This window comes from Kitasatospora sp. NPDC091207, from assembly GCF_044768625.1.
In the GTDB taxonomy this organism is placed as follows: domain Bacteria; phylum Actinomycetota; class Actinomycetes; order Streptomycetales; family Streptomycetaceae; genus Kitasatospora.
In genome coordinates this window covers 253,061-275,741 of record NZ_JBIVVS010000004.1, presented here as the reverse complement: position 1 = coordinate 275,741, position 22,681 = coordinate 253,061, and the positions used below count along the sequence as shown (strand labels likewise).

19 protein-coding genes are annotated in these 22,681 nt (G+C 72.7%); 11 read left to right on the top strand and 8 right to left on the bottom strand.

Annotated elements, in window-relative coordinates; genetic code table 11:
* Nucleotides 1-124: 124 nt before the first annotated feature.
* Nucleotides 125-484, bottom strand: a complete 360-nt coding sequence (locus ACIQTO_RS10935; protein ID WP_402385865.1) for a hypothetical protein — start codon at nucleotides 482-484, stop codon at nucleotides 125-127.
* A 413-nt stretch (nucleotides 485-897) separates the two neighbouring features.
* Here ACIQTO_RS10935 and ACIQTO_RS10930 point away from each other — a divergent pair, with 413 nt between their 5' ends.
* The 7 genes from ACIQTO_RS10930 (at nucleotide 898) to ACIQTO_RS10900 (ending at nucleotide 12,262) form a co-directional block, all read left to right on the top strand.
* Complete coding sequence (locus ACIQTO_RS10930; protein WP_402386290.1) at nucleotides 898-1,563, top strand: molybdopterin-dependent oxidoreductase; 666 nt, start codon at nucleotides 898-900, stop codon at nucleotides 1,561-1,563.
* Nucleotides 1,547-2,197, top strand: a complete 651-nt coding sequence (locus tag ACIQTO_RS10925; protein ID WP_402385863.1) for a cytochrome b/b6 domain-containing protein — start codon at nucleotides 1,547-1,549, stop codon at nucleotides 2,195-2,197. Before ACIQTO_RS10930 ends, ACIQTO_RS10925 begins: the two co-directional genes overlap by 17 nt.
* Before the next feature lie 356 nt (nucleotides 2,198-2,553).
* Nucleotides 2,554-3,663 carry a PucR family transcriptional regulator gene (locus tag ACIQTO_RS10920; protein ID WP_402385860.1) on the top strand — a complete coding sequence of 370 codons (1,110 nt, stop codon included), beginning with the start codon at nucleotides 2,554-2,556 and terminating at the stop codon, nucleotides 3,661-3,663.
* Between the two features lie 143 nt (nucleotides 3,664-3,806).
* Entirely contained in the window at nucleotides 3,807-4,409 is a 603-nt protein-coding gene (locus ACIQTO_RS10915) for a hypothetical protein (protein ID WP_402385858.1), read from the top strand.
* Nucleotides 4,410-4,457: 48 nt separating this feature from the next.
* Entirely contained in the window at nucleotides 4,458-6,467 is a 2,010-nt protein-coding gene (locus ACIQTO_RS10910; RefSeq protein WP_402385857.1) for a flotillin family protein, read from the top strand.
* A gap of 12 nt (nucleotides 6,468-6,479) precedes the next feature.
* Nucleotides 6,480-11,210, top strand: coding sequence for a DNA repair ATPase (locus ACIQTO_RS10905; protein ID WP_402385855.1), 4,731 nt, complete (start codon nucleotides 6,480-6,482; stop codon nucleotides 11,208-11,210).
* Nucleotides 11,211-12,043: 833 nt separating this feature from the next.
* The gene (locus ACIQTO_RS10900; RefSeq protein ID WP_402385852.1) at nucleotides 12,044-12,262 is read left to right on the top strand and encodes a hypothetical protein; all 219 of its coding nucleotides are present in this window, start codon (nucleotides 12,044-12,046) and stop codon (nucleotides 12,260-12,262) included.
* Nucleotides 12,263-12,362: 100 nt separating this feature from the next.
* Here the strand turns inward: ACIQTO_RS10900 and ACIQTO_RS10895 are convergent, their stop codons facing one another.
* On the bottom strand, nucleotides 12,363-12,887 hold the full coding sequence (locus ACIQTO_RS10895) for a TerD family protein (RefSeq protein ID WP_402385850.1): 525 nt from the start codon (nucleotides 12,885-12,887) through the stop codon (nucleotides 12,363-12,365).
* A gap of 329 nt (nucleotides 12,888-13,216) precedes the next feature.
* Between ACIQTO_RS10895 and ACIQTO_RS10890 the strand changes: the two genes are divergently transcribed.
* A complete protein-coding gene (locus tag ACIQTO_RS10890; RefSeq protein WP_402386302.1) occupies nucleotides 13,217-13,534 on the top strand; it encodes a hypothetical protein in 318 nt (105 codons plus the stop codon).
* On the opposite strand, the gene ACIQTO_RS10885 is transcribed toward ACIQTO_RS10890, so the two are convergent.
* Nucleotides 13,503-13,892 (bottom strand): DJ-1/PfpI family protein, encoded by a 390-nt coding sequence (locus tag ACIQTO_RS10885; protein ID WP_402385847.1) that lies wholly within the window; start codon nucleotides 13,890-13,892, stop codon nucleotides 13,503-13,505. The two genes, ACIQTO_RS10890 and ACIQTO_RS10885, sit on opposite strands and share 32 nt — an antisense overlap.
* Before the next feature lie 331 nt (nucleotides 13,893-14,223).
* The gene (locus tag ACIQTO_RS10880) at nucleotides 14,224-15,372 is read right to left on the bottom strand and encodes a lactonase family protein (RefSeq protein ID WP_402385845.1); all 1,149 of its coding nucleotides are present in this window, start codon (nucleotides 15,370-15,372) and stop codon (nucleotides 14,224-14,226) included.
* Between the two features lie 1,113 nt (nucleotides 15,373-16,485).
* On the opposite strand from ACIQTO_RS10880, the gene ACIQTO_RS10875 reads away from it, so the two are divergent.
* Nucleotides 16,486-17,712 carry an MFS transporter gene (locus ACIQTO_RS10875; RefSeq protein WP_402385842.1) on the top strand — a complete coding sequence of 409 codons (1,227 nt, stop codon included), beginning with the start codon at nucleotides 16,486-16,488 and terminating at the stop codon, nucleotides 17,710-17,712.
* A gap of 37 nt (nucleotides 17,713-17,749) precedes the next feature.
* On the opposite strand, the gene ACIQTO_RS10870 is transcribed toward ACIQTO_RS10875, so the two are convergent.
* Both ACIQTO_RS10870 and ACIQTO_RS10865 read right to left on the bottom strand, forming a co-directional pair.
* Nucleotides 17,750-18,088, bottom strand: a complete 339-nt coding sequence (locus ACIQTO_RS10870) for a hypothetical protein (protein ID WP_402385839.1) — start codon at nucleotides 18,086-18,088, stop codon at nucleotides 17,750-17,752.
* A 91-nt stretch (nucleotides 18,089-18,179) separates the two neighbouring features.
* Nucleotides 18,180-19,559, bottom strand: coding sequence for an NAD(P)-binding domain-containing protein (locus tag ACIQTO_RS10865; RefSeq protein WP_402385837.1), 1,380 nt, complete (start codon nucleotides 19,557-19,559; stop codon nucleotides 18,180-18,182).
* A 305-nt stretch (nucleotides 19,560-19,864) separates the two neighbouring features.
* On the opposite strand from ACIQTO_RS10865, the gene ACIQTO_RS10860 reads away from it, so the two are divergent.
* Entirely contained in the window at nucleotides 19,865-20,221 is a 357-nt protein-coding gene (locus ACIQTO_RS10860; RefSeq protein WP_402385834.1) for an ArsR/SmtB family transcription factor, read from the top strand.
* 73 nt (nucleotides 20,222-20,294) lie between these two features.
* Nucleotides 20,295-20,795 (top strand): GNAT family N-acetyltransferase, encoded by a 501-nt coding sequence (locus ACIQTO_RS10855; RefSeq protein ID WP_402385833.1) that lies wholly within the window; start codon nucleotides 20,295-20,297, stop codon nucleotides 20,793-20,795.
* Between the two features lie 33 nt (nucleotides 20,796-20,828).
* On the opposite strand, the gene ACIQTO_RS10850 is transcribed toward ACIQTO_RS10855, so the two are convergent.
* Nucleotides 20,829-21,884 (bottom strand): ArsO family NAD(P)H-dependent flavin-containing monooxygenase, encoded by a 1,056-nt coding sequence (locus ACIQTO_RS10850; protein WP_402385830.1) that lies wholly within the window; start codon nucleotides 21,882-21,884, stop codon nucleotides 20,829-20,831.
* Nucleotides 21,881-22,639, bottom strand: coding sequence for an aquaporin (locus ACIQTO_RS10845; protein WP_402385828.1), 759 nt, complete (start codon nucleotides 22,637-22,639; stop codon nucleotides 21,881-21,883). The genes ACIQTO_RS10850 and ACIQTO_RS10845 overlap by 4 nt, the downstream gene beginning before the upstream one ends.
* Nucleotides 22,640-22,681: the final 42 nt, after the last annotated feature.

The window sequence follows — 22,681 nt, the reverse complement described above, 5'->3', positions numbered from 1 at the left end:
GGATGGACCATGAACCAGGCCACCTCCGCTTCGGCGTTGAGCCGACTGGGCGTCAGTGACGGCCTCGGCCCGCGTCCCCGTGGTGGTGGGGGCGGGCCCGCGTCGCTCCGCTGCTGGCACGGTGTCACATGTGGCTGCTCCGCCGGACAAGAAGCAGCACGACGATGGCCGGCGCTGCTCCGGCAAGCGCGTAAAGAAGCGTTCCATTCTCAACCGCGAGTCGGGCGTGCTCAGCACTCCCGGACAACGTGATCATCGCGGTCCACGCGGCGAGCGGGACGAGAACGGCGAGAAGCGCGACCCGAGCCCCGCGGATTGCCGTTCGGACGCCAGCCGGCTTGCCGGCCATCATGCGGCCGGCTCCGGTGGCGAGCATCGCACCCGCTACGGCCGACCCAGCCGCGAACGCGATGGTGTCGCCCTGTTGCGCCGGCATCAGTGCAGCGGCGATCAGGTACCACAAGCCGCTCGCGAGTGTCGCCAATGAGGCTAGGGGAGACATGCTTCGAGGGTACGGCGAATGGGAAGGCGTCCGCAGGGCTGCCGGTGGATTCTCCGGCGAACCCCTGCGGCAGACCCCTGTGCCGGTTTCAACGAACTGATGGGGCGACAGGGAGGGGATCGGGAGTCTCGGTTGTCCGACCACCTTTCCGCTCCACCTGACCGGAGGGCGGAGCGCGCAGCAGTTCTCCTACGGGACGGCGTTGTGCGTCGTCCTCCTGGTCCCGCTGCTGCGGCAGCACCTCGAGGGGCAGGTGGCCGCAGCCGTGGGCGGCGAGAAGTGACGAAAGTCTGACGGGGCGGAGCAGACCCTGGCCCGTCGGCCTGCCGGCTGGTCGGATCGGCAGTGTGAGCGAACAGAACGAAGAGGGCCGGGGGACGCCGGTCGGCCGCCGCATGGTGCTCGGCCTGCTCGGGCTCGGTGCGGCGGGAGTCGCGGCCGGCCCGTACCTCCAGCGCGCCCAGGAGGCGGTGGTCGGCAAGGACCCGACGGGTCTCACCGGCCTGCTGCCGGGAGGAGGCGGATTCCGGTACTACTCGGTGGTCGCCTCGGTGCCGACCCGGGGTGAGGACACGTACACCCTGACGGTGGACGGGCTGGTGGAACGGCCCGGCCGCTACCGGCTGGCCGACCTGCGGGCGATGCCGCAGCGCCGGATCGTGCGGGACGTGCAGTGCGTGACCGGCTGGCGGGTACCGGACACTCCCTTCGAGGGTGTGCCGCTGGCCCACCTGCTCGACACCGCCGGCGTCACGGCGGGCGCCCGGGCGGTGCGGTTCAGCTGTTTCGACGGCGAGTACACCGAGAGCCTCACCCTGGAGCAGGCCCGGCGCGACGACGTCCTGGTCGCGCTCAAGCTCCAGGACGCCCCGATCTCCCACTCCCACGGCGGTCCGGTGCGCCTGTACGTGGCCCCGATGTACTTCTACAAGTCGGCCAAGTGGCTCTCCGGGATCACCGTCACCGACACGGTGCGGCCGGGCTACTGGGAGGAACTCGGCTACGACACCGACGCCTGGGTCGGCCGCTCGAACGGACGTGACGATGCGCCGACCGCCTGACCTGCTGCTCCGCTTCACCCGGGCCGAGCGCCTGGTGCACCGCGCCACCGCCGCGCTGATGCTGACCTGCCTGGCCACCGCCGCCTGCCTCTACCTGCCGCCGCTGGCCGAACTGGTCGGCCGCCGAAGGCTGGTGGTCACCGTGCACGTGTGGTGCGGCCTCGCGCTGCCGGTGCCGCTGCTGCTCGGACTGGCCTTCCGCGCGGTGCGCGCGGACGTGTCCGGGCTGAGCCGGTTCGGTCCCGCGGACCGGGCTTGGCTGCGGGCGGTACGGGCGCGCGCGTCGCACCGTCCGGCGGGGAAGTTCAACGCCGGGCAGAAGCTGTACGCCCAGTGGACGCTCGGGTCGACGCTGGTGATCGTCGGCACGGGTCTGATGATGTGGCTCGTCCATCTGACGCCGCCGGGCTGGCGGACCGGTGCGACCTTCGTCCACGACTGGTTCGCGGCGACGATCGCCGTGGTGACCACCGGGCACGTGCGGATGGCGGTCCGCGATCCCGAGGCCCGGCGCGGGATGCGGACCGGCCTGGTGGACCGGCGCTGGGCCGAGTGCGAGCACCCGCGGTGGGTGCCCGCGCCGGCCGCGGACCGGGACGAGCCGGTCCGGGGCGGCGGCGCGCCTCGTCCGTGAGTCGCCGTGGGGCGTGCCGCGCGTCGTGCGGTGCCCCGGTGCGGCGGACGGCCTCAGCGGGCGGCCGCCCTGAAAGGGAGGGCCGGCCTTCGGATGGCGATGGCCTCCGTCGGTCAATGTCCGCCCGATCCGTCGACGCGTCAAGGAAGCGTCAACGGTCCGGTAGGGTTTCGGCTGGTGTGCCGGGAAGCCTGGTCGGCGAGCAGGGGACAGTCCTCTTCGCTCATCGAGGATTCCGGGGGATCTCTCATGGTGCCTGTCGCACGCTTCGCTCCAGTGTTGTCCGACACGGCTCCGCCACGGGGTGCGGTGGCGGTGGCCCGCGCGGTGGCGGTCCTTGGTCAGGGGCGGCTCCGGTGACGGAAGGGGCGGGCACCCTCGCCGAACTGAGCCACCGGTACCTGGAACTCCTCGCCGACGTCTCCGGCACCGGCCGCAGCCTGCACCGCCCGGAGCTGGAGAGCCTGCGTCTTCTGGGTGAGCGCACTGCCGAGTCGGGACACGGCCTGCGCGAGGTGGTTTCGTACTGTCTGGGGGCGACCCGCGAGGTGTGGCAGACCCTGCCCGGGATAGCCGGTGCCTCGACGCTCGGCGAGCTGCGGCGTGCCGGAGAGGCGGTGCTGGCGGCGACGGATGCGGCGCTCGCCGCCCTGGGGGAGGGACACGAGCGGGCGCAGCGACTGGCGGTCCGCCAGGAGGAGGCGCTGAGACGCGAGTTCATCGACGACCTGCTCTACGGCCGCAGTGATCCGGGAGTGCTGGCGGAGCGGGCGGAGCGGTTCGGGCTGAGGCTGGCCCGCACCCATGCGGTCGCGGTCGCGGTCGGGGAGGAGCCCTACGACGACGTGCATCCCGTGGTGCGGCGGGTGGAACGCGAGTTGGCGGGCCGCTTCGGCGAGCGGGACGTGCTGCTGGCGACCAAGGACGGTCGGCTGGTGTGCGTCGCGCCGGACAGCGAGCGCGCGGTGCTCGACTTCTTCGCCCACCTGGCGCTCCGTCCCGGGCCGGGCTACCGGCCGGCCCGGCGGGTGGCCACCGGGCGGCGGCACTCCGGGGCGGGCGGGGTGGTGCGCAGCTACGAGGAGGCTCTGGGCGCACTGGACTTCGCCGACCGGCTCGCACTGCCCGCCGCGTTGCTGAAGGCGGAGGAGCTGCTGGTGTTCCCCGTCCTGATGCGGGACCGCGCGGCGATGGCGGAGCTGGTGCGCAGCGTCCTCGGCCCGCTGACGGCGGCCAGGGGCGGGGCGCGGCCGCTGTTGGACACCATCGCCATCCAGGCCGAGGCGGGCTACGTCAACGCGGCGGCGGCGCGGCGGCTGGGGATCAGCGTCCGGACCCTCTCGTACCGCCTGGAGCGTATCAAGTCCCTTACCGGGTACGACCTTTCGGACGCGCTGCACCGCTACACCCTGGAGACCGCGGCCATGGGCGCACGCTTGCTGGGCTGGCCCGAGCAGCCGCTGTGACCGGTGCGCTCATGCCTGGTCCAGGGTGTTAACAGCGCATAAAGATTGCCGGGTCCTGGCAATGTGCGAAAGCCGGTTCGATTGCCAGGATTGCCGTGGCACCGAACCGGTGCCGTGGCGCGAGGCGGCGGGGGTGGGGGCGGGTGCGGGGATTCACCGAGGTCGCGCTGGGGTTTCCCACGGCACTGTTCAGCTTCGCGTTGCTGGTGGTCATCGGGTACTGGGGGCTGGTTCTGCTCGGTGGCCCGGGTGTCGACGCCCTGGACGGGGGAGAGGGCGTCGACACCCACGGGGGAGCTCTCGCCGGACTCGGGCTGGGCGGCGTGCCGGTGACGGTGGCGGGTTCTCTGCTGATCGCCGTTGCCTGGTTCGTGAGCCTGGCCGGATCCGTGCTGACCACCGGCCCGGCGGCGCGTACCGCCGTCCTCGCCGCGGCCTTGGCCTCCGCCTGGGCGGGGACGAGGGCGGTGCTGCGCCCGATCGCACGGCGGCTTCCCCGTGAACGGGCCGCCAGCCGCAGCGACTTCGTGGGACGGCTCTGCGTGGTGCGTACCGGCCGGGTGGGGCCGGACTTCGGGCAGGCGGAGGTCACCGCGGAGGACGGGTCGAGCGCCGTGGTCCAGGTCCGCTCCCTCACCGAGGAGCCCGGTCTGACGGTAGGCCGGACCGCGCTCATCTTCGACTACGACCCCGATGCCGAGTGCTACCTCGTGGCCGCCTTCGATCCAGGGGCGCTCGGCGACTGAGCTGTCCGCCCGGCGTGCTCTGACTTCTTTTCACACAAAGGACTTGTGATGGACACCATCGCTGTCGGCTTCGGCGTGCTCATGGCCGTCGTGCTGCTCATCGTGCTCGCCACCCTGCTGCTCACCAGCCGCCTCTACCGGAAGGTCGAGCAGGGCAAGGCGCTGATCGTCTCCAAGACGAAGAAGGTCGACGTGACCTTCACCGGCGCGGTCGTCCTGCCGGTGCTGCACCGGGCCGAGCTGATGGACATCTCGGTGAAGACCATCGAGATCTCCCGCACCGGCCGCGACGGCCTGATCTGCCGGGACAACATCCGTGCCGACATCCGGATCTCGTTCTTCGTCCGGGTGAACAAGACCGTCGAGGACGTCATCAAGGTCGCCCAGGCGATCGGCACCGCGCGGGCCAGCGACCAGGCCACCTTGCAGGACCTGTTCGCCGCCAAGTTCTCCGAGGCGCTGAAGACCGTCGGCAAGCAACTGGACTTCACCGACCTCTACACCCACCGGCACGAGTTCCGCGACCAGATCATCGCGATCATCGGCACCGACCTCAACGGCTACAGCCTGGAGGACGCGGCGATCGACCACCTGGAGCAGACACCGCTGGGCTCGCTCGACGCCGACAACATCCTGGACGCCCAGGGCATCCGCAAGATCACCGAACTCACGGCGATCGAGCACGTGCGCACCAACGAGTACCAGCGCACGGAGGAGAAGGAGATCACCCGGCAGAACGTCGACGCCCGGGAGGCCGTCCTGGAGTTGGAACGGCGCCAGGCCGACGCCGAGATCCGCCAGCGGCGCGAGATCGAGACGCTGCGCGCCACGGAGGAGGCGGTGATCGCCCGCGTCCAGGAGGAGGAGCGGCTCAACGCGCAGACCGCGTTCCTCACCACCGAGGAACAGCTCGGAGTCCAGCGCGAGAACCAGGCCCGCGAGGTCGCCGTCGCACAGAAGAACCGCGAGCGGGTCATCGCGATCGAGAACGAGCGGATCGAGAAGGACCGCCTCCTGGAGGTGATCGGCCGCGACCGGGAGACCGAGCTGGCCCGGATCGCCAAGGACAAGGAGGTCGAGGAGCAGAAGCGGGAGATCGCCGACGTGATCCGCGAGCGGATCGCCGTCGACCGCACCGTCGCCGAACAGGAGGAGTCCATCAAGACCCTGCGCACGGTGGAGGAAGCGGAGCGGCTGCGGAAGTCGACGGTCATCCAGGCCGAGGCCGAGGCACAGGAGCAGCTGGTCAAGGACATCAAGGCCGCCGAAGCGGCCGAGCAGGCCGCCGAGCACAAGGCCCGCGAGTCCCTGGTCCTCGCCGAGGCGCGCCGCCAGGCCGCCGAACTGGACGCGACCGCCAAGATCCGCCTCGCCGACGGCATCCAGGCCGAAGCCGCCGCCGAGGGGCTGGCACAGGTCCGGGTCCGTGAGCAGGAGGCCGCCGCGATCGAGAAGGTCGGCCGGGCCGAGGCAGCCGTTCTGACGGAGAAGGCACAGGCCGCCGCACTGGAGATCGGCGCCAAGCTCAAGGCCGAGGCCGAGGGCCTGACCGAGAAGGCCGCCGCCATGGCCGCCCTCGACGAGGCCGGCCGGGGCCACGAGGAGTACCGGCTGCGCCTCGCGGCCGAGAAGGACGTCCGCCTCGCCGGCCTGGACGCCCAGCGGCGGATCGCCGAGGCCCAGGCCTCGCTGGTCGCGGCGGGACTGGAGAAGGCCAACATCGACATCGTCGGCGGCGACACCGTGTTCTTCGACCGCCTGGTGCAGTCGGTGACGGCGGGCAAGAGCGTGGACGCGTTCGTCACCCACTCCGACACCGCCCGCGCTCTCGCCGGTCCCTGGCTGGACGGCAGCGCGACCTTCACGGAGGACCTCACCCGGGTGCTCTCCTCACTCTCCACCGCCGACGTGCAGAACCTCACCGTCTCCGCGCTGCTGATGAAGCTCATCGGCCCGGGCGGTGACCAGAGCGGGCCGCTCACCCAGCTCCTCGCCTCCGCGCGGCAGCTGGGCATCGCCGAGACACCGATCGCCGCTCTCAACGGCGCGAAGAAGTAGGGGAGCGAACCGGTGACCGAGGACGTCGACGACGACGGCACGTACGAGCTGCTGCGTGCCCGGCTCCGCCGCGCCGCCGCCGACCTGACCGAGCGGGCACAGGCCCTCAACGCACGCCGGGTGGCCGAGTTCGGCGGAGGTGAGTTGACGCTGGCCGGCACCGGACGGCTCACCGCCTCGAAGCCTCTCGCCCTGCGCGACGTGGCGGCGGTCGGCGGCCTGCTCCTGGCCGGGTGGCAGCACACCGCCGGCGCCGCCCGCCTCGACGACATCCTCACCCTCCACCGACCCGATCTGACCGAGGCGCCCAGCGGGACACTGCCCGGTCTGCTCGACGACCCGCGCCTGCAGCAGGACCTCGACGAACTGCACCGCTACTACCGCGACGCCCGCCTCGAACAGCTCCGGCTCGTCGACGGCCGGCTCCTGGCGCTCTTCCGCACCGGACCGGCCGCCGGCGACCTGCGGGTCCTGCGCTGGAACCTGGCCGCCGACGGCACCCCCGCCTACCTGGACGCCCGGGGCGAACGCGACCACGCCCCGGCGGAGGGCCGGCAGATCGACTGGACCGCGACCACCCGCGCCGACCACCGCCAGGGACGCCCACCCGCCGTGTCCCTCACGGGCGAACTCCTGCTCTCCACCGACGGCGGCACACTGCGCCTGGCGACCCCGGCCGGGCGCACCGTCCACGAGGAACCGCTGGACGAACCGCTCCAGGCCCTCGCCGACTCCGACATCGCCCACGGCCGCCTCGACACCCTGCTGCTGGTGCGGGTCAGGCCCTATCGCGAGGAGACGGTCCGCCACCTGGTCTGCCACCTGCCCACCGGTCGCACGGTCCGCATCGACGCCCTCGGCCAGTCCTGCCTGCGGCTGCCCGCCGATCAGGGCCTGGTCTTCCCCGGCGGCTACGTCCTCACCGACGGCACCCACCGCGTGTTCGACCGGCCGACCGCCGGCCTGCGCCACGAACGGACGATCACCTCGCCCAACGGCGAGGACACCCTCTTCGCCTTCCGCGACCCCGTCGACGGGCGCACCCTGCTGCTCCCCTACAACAGCGTCCGCCAGGCAGCCGCCGCACCCCTGCTCTGCCAGGGCTACGCGCTGCTCGACGACGGCACGCTCATCGCCCCGCACACCGCGGACGAACCAACCCGACTGCACCCCGTACAGACCTGGCGGACCCCGTTCACCGGCGAACGGCACGCCGCCGCCCAACCGACCGGACACGGCCCGCTCGCCCGGATCGGCAACCCGGACCTGGTCCGCGGCCTGGCCGACTGCCTGGCCCTCGCCCGCCTGGCCACCGCCCGCACCGACACCACCGCCGGCTACCGGGCCGTCCTCACCGCGAGCACACGCACCACCGACCGCCACCACTGGCTGGCGGAGCCCGGCCTCGGCGACCTCCACGCGCCGCTCGGCGACATCCGCGAGACGGCGAGCCAGGCCATCACCGAACACGAGACCGTCGCCGAGCTCACCGCCCACGCGGCGGCCCAGGTCACCCGCACCGCCGAGCACGTCGACGGGCTACTGCGTCGCACCCGCGGCGAGAGCCTCACCTCCGCCGCCGAATGGATCGCCGAACTCGCCGACCTGCACCGCACACGGGGACAGGTCGAAGCCCTGCGCGAGCTGCGCCGCGCAGACACCCACCGCATCGACCTCCTCGCCGAGCGACTCGCCGAAGGAACCGCGGAGGCGGCGCGACGCGCCGTCGACTTCCTCGCCGAGCCCGACGCCTTCACCGACCACCACCGACAGGCCGCCGAACTCGCGGACACCGCCGGATCGCTGACCACGGCCGCCGACGCCGTGCCACTCGCCGAGCGGATTGCCGCACACACCGAGGCCGCGCAGACCGTCGCCGAACTCGTCACCACACTCGAACTCGCCGACCCGGCCGTCCGCACCGCCATCCTGGACCGCCTCGCCGACATCCTCGGACTGCTCAACCGAGCCCGGAGCACCCTCGACACCCGCCGACGAGAACTGCGCACCCGCGAGGCCGCCGCCGAATTCGCCGCCGAAAGCGCCCTGCTCGCCCAGGCCACCGCCGCCGCCCTGGCCGCCGCCGACACCCCGCAGACCTGCGACGAGCAGCTCACCCGACTGATGCTGCGCATCGAACAACTCGACACCCGCTTCGCCGACGCCGATGCCGCCCTCACCGAGCAGCTCACAGCCCGCCGCGAAGAAATCCACCACGCCCTCAGCGCCCGCCGCCAGAACCTCCTCGACGAACGCGCCCGCCACACCCAACGCCTGGCCGCCTCCGCCGACCGCCTCCTCGACGCGCTCCGCCCGCGCCTGGCCGCCCTCGGATCCCCGGCCGACATCGACGCCGCCCTCGCAGCAGACCCGATGGCCGTCAAGATCCGCCAACTGGCCGGACGACTGGCCGACCTCGGCGACCCCGTACGGGCCGAGGAAGCGGTCGGCCGCCTGCGTGCGGCGCGCCAACAGGCCCACCGAGCCCTGCGCGACCGCGCCGACCAGGCCGGTGACGGCCCCGGCACGTTGCGACTGGGCCGCCACCTGTTCACCACCGTCACCCAGCGCCCCGAACTCACCCTCGTCCACCGGCAGGGCCGCCCGACCTTCGCGCTCACCGGCACCGACTACCACGCACCCGTCACCGACCCCGACTACGCGGCCACCGAACCGTTCTGGGAACAACCGCTGGTCTCCGAGACCCCCGGGATCTACCGCGCCGAGTACCTCGCCGCGACCCTCCTGCTCGACGCCGAGCCCGACGGCCTCGATGCCCTTCACGAGGCAGCCGCGCGAGGCACGCTCGCCGAACTCGTACGCCGGGCTGGCGAAGAACGCCACGACGAGGGCTACCGGCGCGGCGTCCACGACCACGACGCGACCGCCGTCCTCCAAGCCCTCCTCACCCTGCACGCCGGTGCCGGCCTGCTGCGCCACCCCGCGGCCGCCCGCGGCACCGCGCAACTCTTCTGGACACACGGCGCCGACGAGAACGCCAGGACGATCTGGGCGGCGCGGGCCCGCTCATTGGGAGCCGCCCGTGCGCACTTCGGCACCGTTCCCGCCCTCGACACGCTCGCCGACGAACTCGACGAGAGAATCGCCGAGTTCACCCGAAGGGCAGGCCTGCCCGCGTCCCGGGCCGGTGCGTACCTCGTGGCCGAACTCGCCCACACCGCCACCGGCTTCGCCGCCCGACCCGCCATCACGGCCCTCCTGGACAAGTTCCACGCGGATCCGGGCACCCGGGACCTCGCCGAAGCGCTCGCCACCATCCCCGACGATCCCGCCCGCCTGCCCGCCCGGCACCAGCTGGCCTCGGCCTGGCTGGAAGCGTTCACCCAGGCCACCGGCCACCCCGCCGACACCGCGGACCTCGCGGAGGCGGCGGCAACCCTCCTCACCCCGGGCCTGCCCCGCTACCTCACCGACGGCGCCGCCGAGACCACCGTGACCGGGCTGGCCGGCGACCACCCCCGCCTGCACTCCGGCGCCCTGACCGTACGCCTGGACGAACTCCTCACCCGAACCGCCGACTTCCGGACCACACACGTTCCCGAATACCGCGCCTACCAGCACAACCGCGCCCGCCTACTGGAGGCCGAACGTACCCGGCTGCGCCTGGAGCAGTACCGTCCGCAGCCCCTCGACGGCTTCGTCCGCAACCGCCTCATCGACGAGGTCTACCTTCCCCTCGTCGGCGACAACCTCGCCAAGCAGCTCGGAACAGCGGGCGACCGCGCCCGCACGGACCGCAGTGGTCTGCTCCTCCTGGTCTCCCCTCCCGGGTACGGCAAGACCACGCTCGTCGAATACCTGGCCGACCGGCTCGGCCTCCTCCTCGTCAAGGTCAGCGGCCCCGCGCTGGGCCACCGGGTCACCTCCCTGGACCCCGCCGAGACCTCCGACGCCACCGCCCGGCGCGAGATAGAGAAGATCAACTTCGCGCTCCACGCCGGCACCAACGTGCTGCTCCACCTGGACGACATCCAGCACACCTCGCCCGAGCTCCTCCAGCGGTTCATCCCGCTGTGCGACGCCCAGCGCCGCATCGACGGGGTCTGGGACGGCCAGGCCCGCGAGTGGGACCTGCGCGGCAAGCGCTTCGCCGTCGTCATGGCCGCCAACCCCTATACCGAGTCGGGCAGGAACTTCCGCATCCCCGACATGCTCGCCAACCGCGCCGACGTCTGGAACCTCGGCGACGTCGTCGCGGGCCGCGACGACCTCTTCGGCCTCAGCTTCATCGAGAACACCCTCACCGCCAGCCCCCACCTGGCGCCGCTCGCCACCGCCGAACCCGCCGACCTGGACGCCCTCCTGCGCCGCGCCGGCGGAGAACCCTCCGGGCAGGAACTCTCCGGGCCCTGGCCCGCCGCCGAGACCGAGCGGATGACCGCCGTCCTGGCCAAGCTCCTGCGGGTCCGCGCGACCGTCCTCGCCGTCAACCGCGCATACCTGCACTCCGCCGCCCAGAGCGACCGCTCCCGCACCGAGCCGCCCTTCCTGCTCCAGGGCTCGTACCGGAACATGGCCAGGATCGCCCAACGCGTCGTGCCCGCCATGGATGACACCGAACTCGACGCACTCGTCACCGACCACTACCGCGCCGAGGCCCAGCCACTCGGGGCCGACGCCGAGGCCCAGCTCCTCAAACTCGCCGAACTGCGCGGCACCCTCACGCCCGACCAGGCCGCCCGATGGGAGGCCATCAAGGCCGAATGGCCACGAGCGCGCTGACGGGTCGCCCGCCTGGGTGCGCTGGAGCCAGCCGATGGGCGATGCCCAGGAGAGCCCGTTGCCGCCGGCGTCGCCGGCGTCGCGCACCGCGTAGGCGGCGCCGAGGACGGCGAGGGCCAGGCCCGAGGCGGTGCGGGCGTGTGCGGAGATCTGGGCGGTGACACCCGCGACCGCGGCGAACAGGAGCCCCGCGGCCGCGCAGGAGAGTCCGTAGAGCAGGGCGGAGCCGGCGGTGATGCCCTCGACGCCGAGGCCGCTCAGGCCGACGGCCAGGAGGAGGGTGAGCGCGAGGTTGGCGATGGTCGCCACGGCGAATGCCGCCGCGAGGTGGGCGTGCCGGCCGACGGCGGCCGAGCGGACCAGCTCGGCGCGTCCGGTTTCCTCCTCGGCCCGGGTGTGCCGGGTGACGACCAGCACGCTCAGCAGGGCCATCAGGACGGCCGCCAGGCCCAGCAGGCGGTGGCCGAGCATGGCGCCGTAGGTGCAGTCATCGAGGAAGTGCCGCGGCCCGGTCATCGCCAGCACGCCGGGGTTGTCGGAGGACCGGGCGACCGAGGAGCGGTCCTCGGCCGTCGGGTAGAGCGTCTTGACGTTGTTGGCGGTCGAGACCGTGACGCGGAAGACGAGCAGGACCCAGGCCGGGATCCTGATCCGCTCCTGCCGGAGGTCGAAGCGGATCAGGGCTCCCATCCCGGCGAGGTGGCCGCCCGGCTGCCGGCGTGCCGCCGTTCCGCCCGGCGCCGCGGTGTCCGTCGTGGTGGCGCCGGTCATCGCGCACCGCCGCGGATCCGCGAGAACAGGCCGCGCCCGGCGGCCGTCGCGACCGCTTCCGGGTGCTCAACGACGTCTGGTACGAGTCGCTGACCCGGCGGGACGAGGTCCTGGTGCGCTGGGTCCGGGTGCTCAAGGAGGGCGAGGTCACCCTCGGGGCGCAGAGCGTGGCCGGTGGGCGGCTCGCCGAGAGCGCCGAGTTCTTCGAGTTCATGATCACAGAACTGGAGGGGATGCTGGACCGCTGGAAGGCGCGGCACGGGGGCGGCGTGAGTGCCTGACCGGTCGGCCCGATCGCCCGTGGTCTTGTGCCGGGGTCGGAGTCAGGTGTGTCACGGGTGACCCCGGCCGTCGTTCGGAAGAGGGCCACCCGGCGAGGCCCTACGAGGTGCCCATGATCCTCGCGAAAGTCACCGGATCGGCATCGAAGCCATGGATGCCGGGCCGGAACACCCAGGCCCCCGAGCTGTCCCGGACGAACTCCGCGACCCTCGCGGCCGTTGCCCCGCCGACGTCGGCGAAGTCCACCGCCGCCACCTCATCGCGCCCGTTCCGGATCCTTGCCGCGGGGTTCGCTATGTCTCCGAACGTCAGCCGGCCGGCATTCTGCTGGATGGCGACGCCCACGACCACCCGGAGGTAGCGGTGCGCCAGGCGGTCGAGCTCAAGGACCAGGCACTCGTCGACGCCGAGGCCCTTGCCGTCGCGGCTGTCCCTGGTGAGGGTGATCGTGCCGTCGGGAGCGCGGCTGTCGAAGTGGACCAGGTAGGCGGGGGTGCCGGCCGGGGCGCCGGTGGTGTATGTCGCGGCGACGAGATCCAGATCGTGACCCGCCGAACCTGCGGGACTCGGATCCCACGACAGACCTACTTCGATCCGTTCCAGGCCCTTGTTGAGACTGCTCACCGGACTCTCCCTTCGTCATCGCACCGACCCGGCATGGTGCCATCGTGGACCGGTTCGTGGTGAGCCAACGATAGGGCACTGGAATGTCATTGACATGAAATCAGATATGCCTGCCCGGGCGGGCCTCGAATCTGGCCGACCGACCGGCCTCCTCGCGGCTTCGGCGGCCGTGAGGCTCTGTTGAACAGCCGGCCGACGGACCCGGCGGTAGTGGCCGGCGGCGGGGACCACATGGTCAGGTTTCGTCGTCCGGACTGCTGCGGTGTGAGCCGCGGCGCACAGCTCGGTCGTCAAGGGCCCGCTGAAGAGCCGTAGAAGTCCCGGGTGGAGTGCCGAGAGGCCTGGTCGGCGGACAAGGGGCACATCTCCTCTGCGCCAGGGGGCCGCCACGTATTCGAGCCGACCTCGGCGGCAACGTCACCGCCATCGGCGCCTCCGCCGACGTGGTCGTCCTCGGCATCGCCGAGCGCAAGCGCACCCCCATCAGCTTCTGGACCTTCACCCGTTACGGCGCCCCCGTCCCCGCCGTCACCATCGCCGCGCTCTACCTGTCGCTGCGCTACTTCGCCCCTGGCCGACAGCGGGCTGTCGGCCGGCGTCCGTGGCACGCCGGGATCATCGGGACGCTTCCTCCTCGCGGCTGGTGAGGCGGCCGGCGGACTCCAGCCGGGACAGGCGCTCGTGCTCGCGCTCCGCCCAGCGTCGGACCCGTTCGAGGTCCAGCGCGGCGCCGTGGCCGACGTGGGCCAGATCGATCGCGCCCGCCACCAGCAAGGTGTCCATCCGGCCGTCCACCGCGTCGAGGGTGAGGTCGGCCATCAGGCGCACGCCGCTGGAGGTCGCGACCGGTGCGCCGTCGGCGGTCGCGATCTGTACGACGTAGCCGGGCCGGTCGGGTCCGGCGACACGGGTGGCGACGGAGAACACCTCTGCCGGTCCGGTGACGTCCAGCAGCTCGACGCCGGCGAAGGCGGCGACGACGACTCGGTGGGGCGACTGGGGCATGCCCTGATCATGGTGCCCGGCGCGCGGTGGCCGCAATGACGAGGTCAGCGCAGATCCGGCCATGGAGCCGGCCACCGCACGGCCGCGTCGCCGCGGTCGGACGAGGCAGGGACGACACCTCTGGGCGACATCGTCGCGTCCAGTCGTCCGGGGGCTCGCCCCGACAAGGCGAGGTGGAGCACGCCGTCGCGTCGTCCCTGCCCGTCGCCGTGACACGGTTCCTCGACGGTGGCATCCCCCGTCGAGGCCGTGCTGTCGGTGTCCGTGTGAAACGCGGCGGCCGCGGTCCGCCCACCAGGCGGGGCCGCGGCCGGCTGTCGTGCGTGGTCGGTCAGAAGGCGACGATGCCTTCGCCGCCCTTGCCGCCCGGCACGGTCCGGGCGCCCAGTGCGGTCAGTGAGCCGTCGTCGTTGACCGCGAACTCGTCGAGGATGCCGTTGACCCCAGTCTGGGCGTAGAGGTAGTGCCCGTCGGCGGAGACCGCTGCGTCGACGGTGCCGGGGTCGGTGGGGGTGTTGCCCAGGGCCGTCAGCCGGCGGCCGTGGTCGGAGGCGCGGAAGCCGCTGAGGGTGGAGCTGCCGGCGTTCGACGCGTAGAGCAGGTCGTGGACGGCGACGATCCAGCAGGTGGCGGACTGGCCGGTGGCCGCGAACGCCTCCTGCGTGGCGGTGCCGTCCGGGTGGACGGTGAACGTCGCGACGGCGTTCGTGCCGGCCTCGGTCAGGAAGAGGCCGTTCCGGCCGTTGGGGACGAAGGCGAAGGGCACGGCGCCCGGGAGGTTCGTGACGACGGGGGAGTCGGCAGGGGTGCCGGAGCGGTCCAGGTTGAACACCAGCAGGTTGCTGCCGTTCGCCTTGGTGGTGACGACGAGCTGGGAGCCGTCGCCGGTGAAGCCCACCTGCCCGGGGGTGTTGGTGAACTGGGGGGTGGCGTCCGGGTCGAGGCCGAGGCAGCGGTTCCATCCGGCCTGCTCGTCCAGGCGGCCGTCGCGGACGGTGTAGCCCTGGATCGACCCGCCGTCCAGGGCGTTCAGCACGAACACGGCGTCGTCGTGCACGGCGACGCTCACCGGGAAGCGGCCGCCGGAGCCGACGACCTGCCGCAGTGCGAGGCGGTCGCCGTCCACGGAGAACACCGAGACGGTGTCGCTGCCGGCGTTGACGGCGTACAGCAGGGCGTGGCGCGGGTCGTAGGTCAGGGATCCCTGGGAGGCGAGGTGGTCGGCGACCGACCCGGCCAGCACGCCGCCGAGGCCGTGGGTGTCGTAGGTGTTCGCCTGGGTCAGCTGCCCGTCGTCCGCGCGACGGTAGGCGATGATCTGATTGCCCGTAGGGTCGTCGGTCTGGACGAAGACCGCGTGGTGGCCGCCGCGCGGGTCGTCGCCGCCGCCGCGCGTCGCCGCGGACACGGACGGAGCGCATACGGCTGCGGTGGCGAGCGCGGTCGCGACGGCCACGCCGAGACGAGTGATCTTCTGCACGATGTACTGCCTCCATGAAGGCTTGGGATTGACGTCTCGCTGGAGGCCTGCGTTTCCGGTCGAGCCGGATTCGGGCAGTGTGGCCGTGAGGCGAGACGGCACGGACGAGGGGTGTGGCGGGTACTGCGATGCCGACCATGGGCCTTGCACAGCTGTCCGTGCTCCACCCTTCGCCGACAAGGTATGTGACGATTTGTCGGAAATAGCGGAAGTGCCGTGCAGCGGCATCGCCGCGCCGTGCCGGAACGGTCGCTGTCGCGCAGTGAATGTTCGCGGGCGCCTGGCGCCGTCCGGGCGCGGTGTCTCGACGCCATGCGCACACCCGATCGGAGCTGCGGTCGGGTACGGCCGTCCAACGACTCCGATGTCCCACTGCATTCCGAGATGGCCGGATCAGGACAGTGGCCGACCTCGCCCCCTTGCCCGAAAGCGCATACTCGGTCACTCTCTGTGCGTGATCAACAGGTGTCGCGCCATGAAGAAGGACAGAACACTCTGCAGGAACCGGGTGAAGGAGGCCGGGCTCCGCTGCCACCAGCACCAAGGACTCCCGGGTGGGCCACGCCCCCTCGGCCCGTCGCCCCGGCGCACCTCCCGCTCCTCTCCGGCACAGTCGACAGCGACGAGGCCCCGCGGCCCCAGCCCGTCCTCGACCCGTGCCGCGCCGAGCGCCCGCCCCGTACCTGCCCCCAGGAGGCCGGCCGTCCCGGCCCAGCGCAGCGCGCTGCGCCCCACGGCCCGGGTGCCGCGGGCCGTGAGCCCGGCCGAGTTGAGCAGCGCCGCACAGGCCTGCGTCGATGTCGTCTCCAGGGGCGGCGGTGACGTCATCGCCTCCCAGCCCGTTCCACAACGGCCGCACCGAGGGAGTCAACACGCGAACCAAACGGATCATGAGACAGATGCACGGCCGAGCCGGATTCTCCCTGCTCCGCCACCGCATCCTCCTCCAGTGATCATCACCCAGCGCTACCACCGATTACGGGACAGAGCCGGATTCTCCTGACGTCCCGTAGGCGCCGCCCCGCTGGAGGGACGGGAGCATGCCACGCGCCCGCCGCGATCTGTGTGATCTGCCAATACGGTGGCCCGGATGGATGCGGGACACTGCGCGCCATGACCAACGCGACGACTCCCGCCCCGCCCGCCGCCGATCCGCAGGCATGGCTCACCCCGGGCGTGCGGGGAATCGGCACGGCGAGTTTCCTCGCGGACGTCGGGCACGAGATCCCGACCGCCCTGCTGCCCTCCCTGCTCACATCGACGCTCGGCGCCCCGGCTGCCGCGCTGGGCGCGATCGAGGGTCTGTCCGACGCGCTCGCCGGAGCGGCCCGTTTCGGCGGAGGGGTACTCGCCGACGACCCCGCGCGGCGCCGCAAGGTCGCGGTCGGGGGCTACGCCACCACCGCGGTACTGGGTGCCGCGACCGCCGGCGCGACGGCGGTCTGGCAGGTGGGCGTGCTGCGGGCCGCGGCGTGGACCGCGCGGGGCCTTCGGGTGCCGGCACGTAACGCGCTGTTGGCCGACATCGTTCCGGCCGCCGCTTACGGACGCGCATACGGGTTCGAGCGGATGATGGACAACCTCGGGGCGATTTTCGGCCCGCTCCTCGCGCTCGGCCTGGTCGCCTGGCTCGGCGTGCAGTGGGCGATCGGCCTGTCCGTGATCCCCGGCCTGCTCGCCGCCGCCGCCATCGTCTACGCGATCCGCCGCACCCCGAGCCCGACCGGCCGGGACAAGGTGCCGCTCAGGATCCGTGTCCGGCCGTTGCTGAAGGGCGAACTCGGAAGGCTGCTCGGCGCCTGCGCCGCGTTCGAGGTCGGCAACGTCGCCGCCACCCTGCTCATCCTGCGTGCCACCGAACTCCTGTCGCCCGAGCATGGCTCGAAGACGGCCACGACGATCGCGCTCGGCCTTTATGCCGCCTACAACGCCGCCGCCACCCTCGCCTCGGTCCCGGCCGGACACCTCGCCGACCGGCTCGGGAAACGCGGACCTGTCCGTGTCCTCGCCGGCGGCGTGGCCGCGTTCGCCGCCGCCTACGGCCTGTTCGCCATCGACACCGCCGCCATCGGGGTGCTCGCCCTTCCGTTCGTCCTGGCCGGCATGGGCATCGGCGCCGTGGAGACCGCCCAGCACTCCGCCGTCGCCGCCCTCGCGCCCAGCGACCTGCGCGGCTCCGCGTTCGGTGCGCTCGCCACCGTCCAGTCCCTCGGCAACCTCGCGGCGTCCACCGTCGCCGGTGTCCTGTGGAGCACGGTTTCGCCGAGCGCCGCGTTCGGCTACCTCGCGGCGTGGATGGCGCTTGCTCTGGCCGGGCTGCTGGCGGGCGCCCGCCGCTGAGCGGGGTCGCCAGTTCTGAGACAGCCCCGCGGTTCGGTCACCCGGTCCGGCCGACGGGGACCGCGGCCAGGAGCGCCGCGACGCCGGAGAGGACGGCGAGCAGGACGAACAGCTGAGGGTAGCCGCCGAGCGGGCCCACCAGAGCGGCTTCGGCCCAGGAGGCGAGGGCCCCGGCGACGGTGGCGGGAGCGGCGAGCAGGGCGCTGAGCCGCCCGTAGGCGGCGGTGCCCCAGCGGTCGGCGAGCGCGGTCGCCTGGAGCAGGGTCGGGTTCCCGCGGACCGTACCGGCGAGGACGGCGATCGCCACCCGAAGCGGCACCGGCCCCGGGACGACGCCGAGCAGGGCCGTGGTCGCGCCGCCGGCCGCGATGAGCACGACCGTCCGGCGGGCAATGCGGCGCGGGGCCGCCACCGGTCCCCCGACCTGGTCGCGGCCCCGCTGACCCGAGTGGACACCACAGGGCTGGTCAGCAACTGCCACTGGAGGCGGCGGCGGGAGCGCCGAGACCGATGCTCAGGACCTCCGGGGCGGTGGGGACGGAGCAGCAGCCACCGCCCGCGCCCTGCTCGGCGTCGGGCTGGTCGAAGAGGCCGGCGCCGCCGCACACCCCGGTCTCCGGAAGCGTCAACTCGACCCGGGCGGCGGCCTCGTGGTCACCCGCGAGAGCAGCAGCGACCGAACGGACCTGCTCGTAACCGGTCATCGCGAGGAACGTCGGCGCCCGGCCGTAGCTCTTCATGCCCACCAGGTACACATCGCTCTCGGGGTGGGACAGCTCCTTCGCACCGTGCGGGTAGACCGTGCCGCACGAGTGCTGGTTGGGGTCGATCAGCGGCGCCAGCTCCGTCGGCGCCTGAAGCCGCTCGTCAAGACCGAGACGGACCTCGGAGAGGAAGGACAGGTCGGGGCGCAGGCCGGTGAGCACGACGACCTGGTCGACGCTCTCACTGCGCCGGCCGTCCTCGGCGACCAGGACGACTCGGTCGCCGTCGGGCTCGACGGCGGCGGTGCGGAAGCCGGTGAGTGCGGAGGCGTGGCCGGCCTCGACGGCGGCCTTGGCCCGCAGGCCCAGCGCGCCGCGCGCGGGGAGCTCGTCGGCCTCGCCGCCGCCGTAGGTGGAGCCGGTGATGCCGCGCCGCAGCACCCAGACCGCGTGCGTGCCGTCCTCCTCCTTGGCCAGGTCGGCGAGGTAGGCGAGCGCGGTGAAGGCGGAGGCGCCGGTGCCGACCACCGCGGTGCGCTGACCCGCGAACCGCTCCCGCACGGCCGGGTCGGCGAGGTCGGGGATGCGGTACGAGATGCGCCCGTCGGCGGCGCGCTCCCCCAGCGCCGGGAGACCGTTGGCACCGAGCGGATTCGGGGTGGCCCAGGTGCCGGAGGCGTCCACCACGGCGCGCGCCGTGATCCGCTCCTCCCGTCCGTCGGCGTGCTCGACGTGGACGGTGAAGGGCTGCTCCTGACGGCCGGAGTCGACGATGCGGTCGCGTCCGGCGCGGGCGACACCGGTCACCCGTGCGTCGTAGCGCACGCGCTCGCCGAGGACGTCGGCGAGCGGCTGCAGGTACAGCGACACCCACTCGCCACCGGACGGATAGGCGGCGCCGTCGGGGCGTACCCAGCCGGTGGGGGAGAGGAGCTTCTCGGTGGCGGGGTCGACGACCTCGGCCCAGGGCGAGAAGAGCCGGACATGGGCCCACTCACGCACGGCCGCCCCGGCGGAGGCACCGGCCTCCAGGACCAGCGGTTCGATACCCCGTTCGACCAGGTGCGCGGCGGCGGCCAGGCCGATCGGACCCGCGCCGATGACGACGACGGGAAGGGGGTTCGTGGTGGTGGAGGCGGTCACGGGAGGCTCCTCTGATTCGACAGTGGTCGATGTCCTTGTGGTCAGCATGGCACTTGTTTAGATCTCGGTCAACATAGACATTCATCGAATTTGAGGGGGCTGGTGGGGAGCGGTTCTGGATGCCGCAGGCGTCGGGCCGGTCCGGACCGGCCGCGGCTGGAATTCCTGGAGACGTGCGAGCGCGCGGTCGGCGTCTGGTGCCACTGCTGCGACAGCTCCGTGCGGGGGCGCGGCCCATGTGGGCCGCCGTGTGGCCGCCGGAGCGGACCCTGCCGCGATGATTCGACGTGTGTCAACATAGACGCATGTCGAACGTGAAGCTGCTGACCGCGCTGGAGCCCGACGCCGCCCCGTGCTGCCCGCCACTGACGTCCGCCGAACTCTCGGAGGCGGACGCGGTGCGGATGGCGGCCATGTTCAAGGCGCTCTCCGACCCGGTGCGGCTTCGGCTGTTCTCCAAGGTCGCGGCCCACGAGGGGCAGGAGGCGTGCGTCTGCGACATCCAGGACGTCGGCGTCTCCCAGCCCACCGTGTCGCACCATCTGAAGAAGCTGCGCGAGGCCGGCCTGCTGACCAGCGAGCGGCGCGGCACCTGGGTCTACTACCGGGTCGCGCCCGGCGTGCTCGCCGGGATGGCCGGCATGCTGGCCGCGGCCGGCTGACGGTGCCGGTACGGCCTGGGCGTGCGGGATGTCAGGCGACAGGGTCCTTCGGGTGCGCGGGGAGCAGAGGGCGATGGGCAGCGACTTCGCGGTGGCGCGGATGGAGGCGGGCCACGCAGGTCACGTGCTGGCGATCTTCCAGGCCGGGATCGAGGAGGGGAACGCCACATTCGAGACCGCCGCTCCGTCCTGGGAGGAGTTCGACGCCGCCAAGCTCCCCGGTCACCGCTGGGTGGCCCTGGACCGCGACGAGCGGGTGCTGGGCTGGGTCGCCGCGAGCCGGGTCTCGAAGCGAAGCGCCTACGAGGGCGTCGTCGAGCACTCCGTGTACGTCCACCGCGATGCCCGGGGCAGGGGTGTTGCCGGAGCGCTGCTCGCCTCGCTGATCGGCTCGACCGAGAAGGCCGGGATCTGGACGATCCAATCGGGCGTCTTTCCCGAGAACACGGCCAGCCTCGCCCTCCACCGCAAGGCCGGCTTCCGGGTGATCGGGACCCGCGAGCGCATCGGCCGCCACCGCGGCCAGTGGCGGGACGTCGTGCTGATCGAACGGCGCAGCCCTGCTGTCGACTGACACTGCAGCGACCGCGGGTGTGCTTTCGCGTCCTCAGGCGGGAGGGAGGAGGTCGGCGGTCTCGGCGACCGCCTGGCGGGCGGTGCGGCCCACGCCGATGAGGGTGGCGGATGCGGGGCCGGTCCAGTCGCCGTAGCCGAGCAGGTGGATGCGCGGGTCCTGGGTGGAGCGGGTGCCGTCGGTGGGGACCCGTCCGCGGGTCTGCGCCAGGCCGAGGGGTCGCAGGGCCGCGAGGTCGGGGCGGAAACCGGTGCACCAGATGACGGCGTCGCAGGGCCAGGCGGTGCCGTCGGCCCAGGCGGGTCCGTGCGAGGTGAGGCGGTCGAACATGGGGTGGGCGGCGAGGAGCCCGGCGTCGCGGGCGTCTCGTACGGGCGGGACGGCGACGATGTCGCCGAGGTCGCCGATGCGCGGCCCGTCGCCCTGGACGCGGCGGGTGGCGAGGTCGAAGAGCGCGCGGCCGTCGATCTCGTCCGGGAGGAAGCGTGCGGGGCGGCGGGTGACCCACCGTACGGCGGCGGCCTCGCCGATGAGGTCGGCGGCGATCTGTGCGCCGGAGTTGCCGCCGCCGACCACGACGACGCGCTGTCCGGTGAAGGCGGCGGCGCCGCGGTAGCCGTAGGTGTGGAGCTGGCGGCCGGTGTAGTCGTGGCGGCCGGGGACGGCGGGGACGAAGGGCCGCTGCCAGGAGCCGGTGGCCAGGATCAGCGACTGGGTTTGCCAGGTGGCGTCCGCGTCGGTGTGGACGACGAGCCCGGCGGGGCCGCGTTCGACGCCCTCGACCCAGATGGAGCGGTGGACGGGCAGTTCGTAGCGCTTCTCGTACTCGGCGAGGTAGCGCACCACGTGTGCGGCGTCCGGGTACTCCGAGCCTGTCTGGCCGGGCATGGGGCGCCCGGGCAGGGACGAGTAGGCGGGCGGTGAGAACAGCCGCAGAGTGTCCCAGTAGTGCTGCCAGGCGCCGCCCGGGCCGGGGGAGGCGTCGAGGATCGCGAAATCGAGTCCGGCGCGCCGCAGGTAGTACCCGGCGGCGAGGCCGGCCTGGCCGCCCCCGACGACGAGGACCTGGACGCGCCGGACCGTGCTCACTTGGCCGTGGCCTTGCGGCGGTGGGTGAAGACCAGCGCCACCAGGGCCAGGCCCACGACCCCGCCGATCAGCTGCATGCCGATGAAGCCGGGAAGAGACGACGGCGCGATGCCCGCGAAGGTGTCGGTGAACGCCCGGCCGATCGACACCGCGGGGTTGGCGAAGGAGGTGGAGGAGGTGAACCAGTACGCGGCGCCGATGTAGGAGGCGACCGCGACGGGGGCGAAGCGCAGGTGGTCGGTCTTGGCGAGGCCGAAGATCAGCAGGACCAGGCCGGAGGTGGCGACGACCTCGCCGAGCAGCAGGTGCCCGGCCGTGCGGTCGTGGGTCGACCATTCGACCAGCGGCTTGCCGAACATCGCGTCGGCCAGGATCGCGCCGCCGATCGCGCCCACGATCTGGGCCGGGATGTACGCGGCGATCTCACGCGGGCCGAGGCCCTTGGGGTCCTTGCGGCCGGTCCACCACTCGGCGAGCGTGACGACCGGGTTGAAGTGCGCGCCGGAGACCGGGCCGAGCAGCAGGATCAGGATGCCGAGGCCGAAGACGGTCGCCAGGGAGTTGGCGAGCAGTTGCAGGCCGACGTCTCGGCTGAGTTCGGTGGCCTGGATACCGGAGCCGACGACGACCGCGACCAGCGCGGCGGTGCCGACCAGTTCCGCCGCGACCCGGTTCAGCAGCGGGATCGCCGGCGGCTCGGCGGCGAGAGGCTCGGCCTCGGTGGCGTCAGGTCTGGCCTCGTCTATGGCGCTCAACGGGGGAACTCCTCGTGCAGGGAGGCGGGTGTGGGCCGCCGG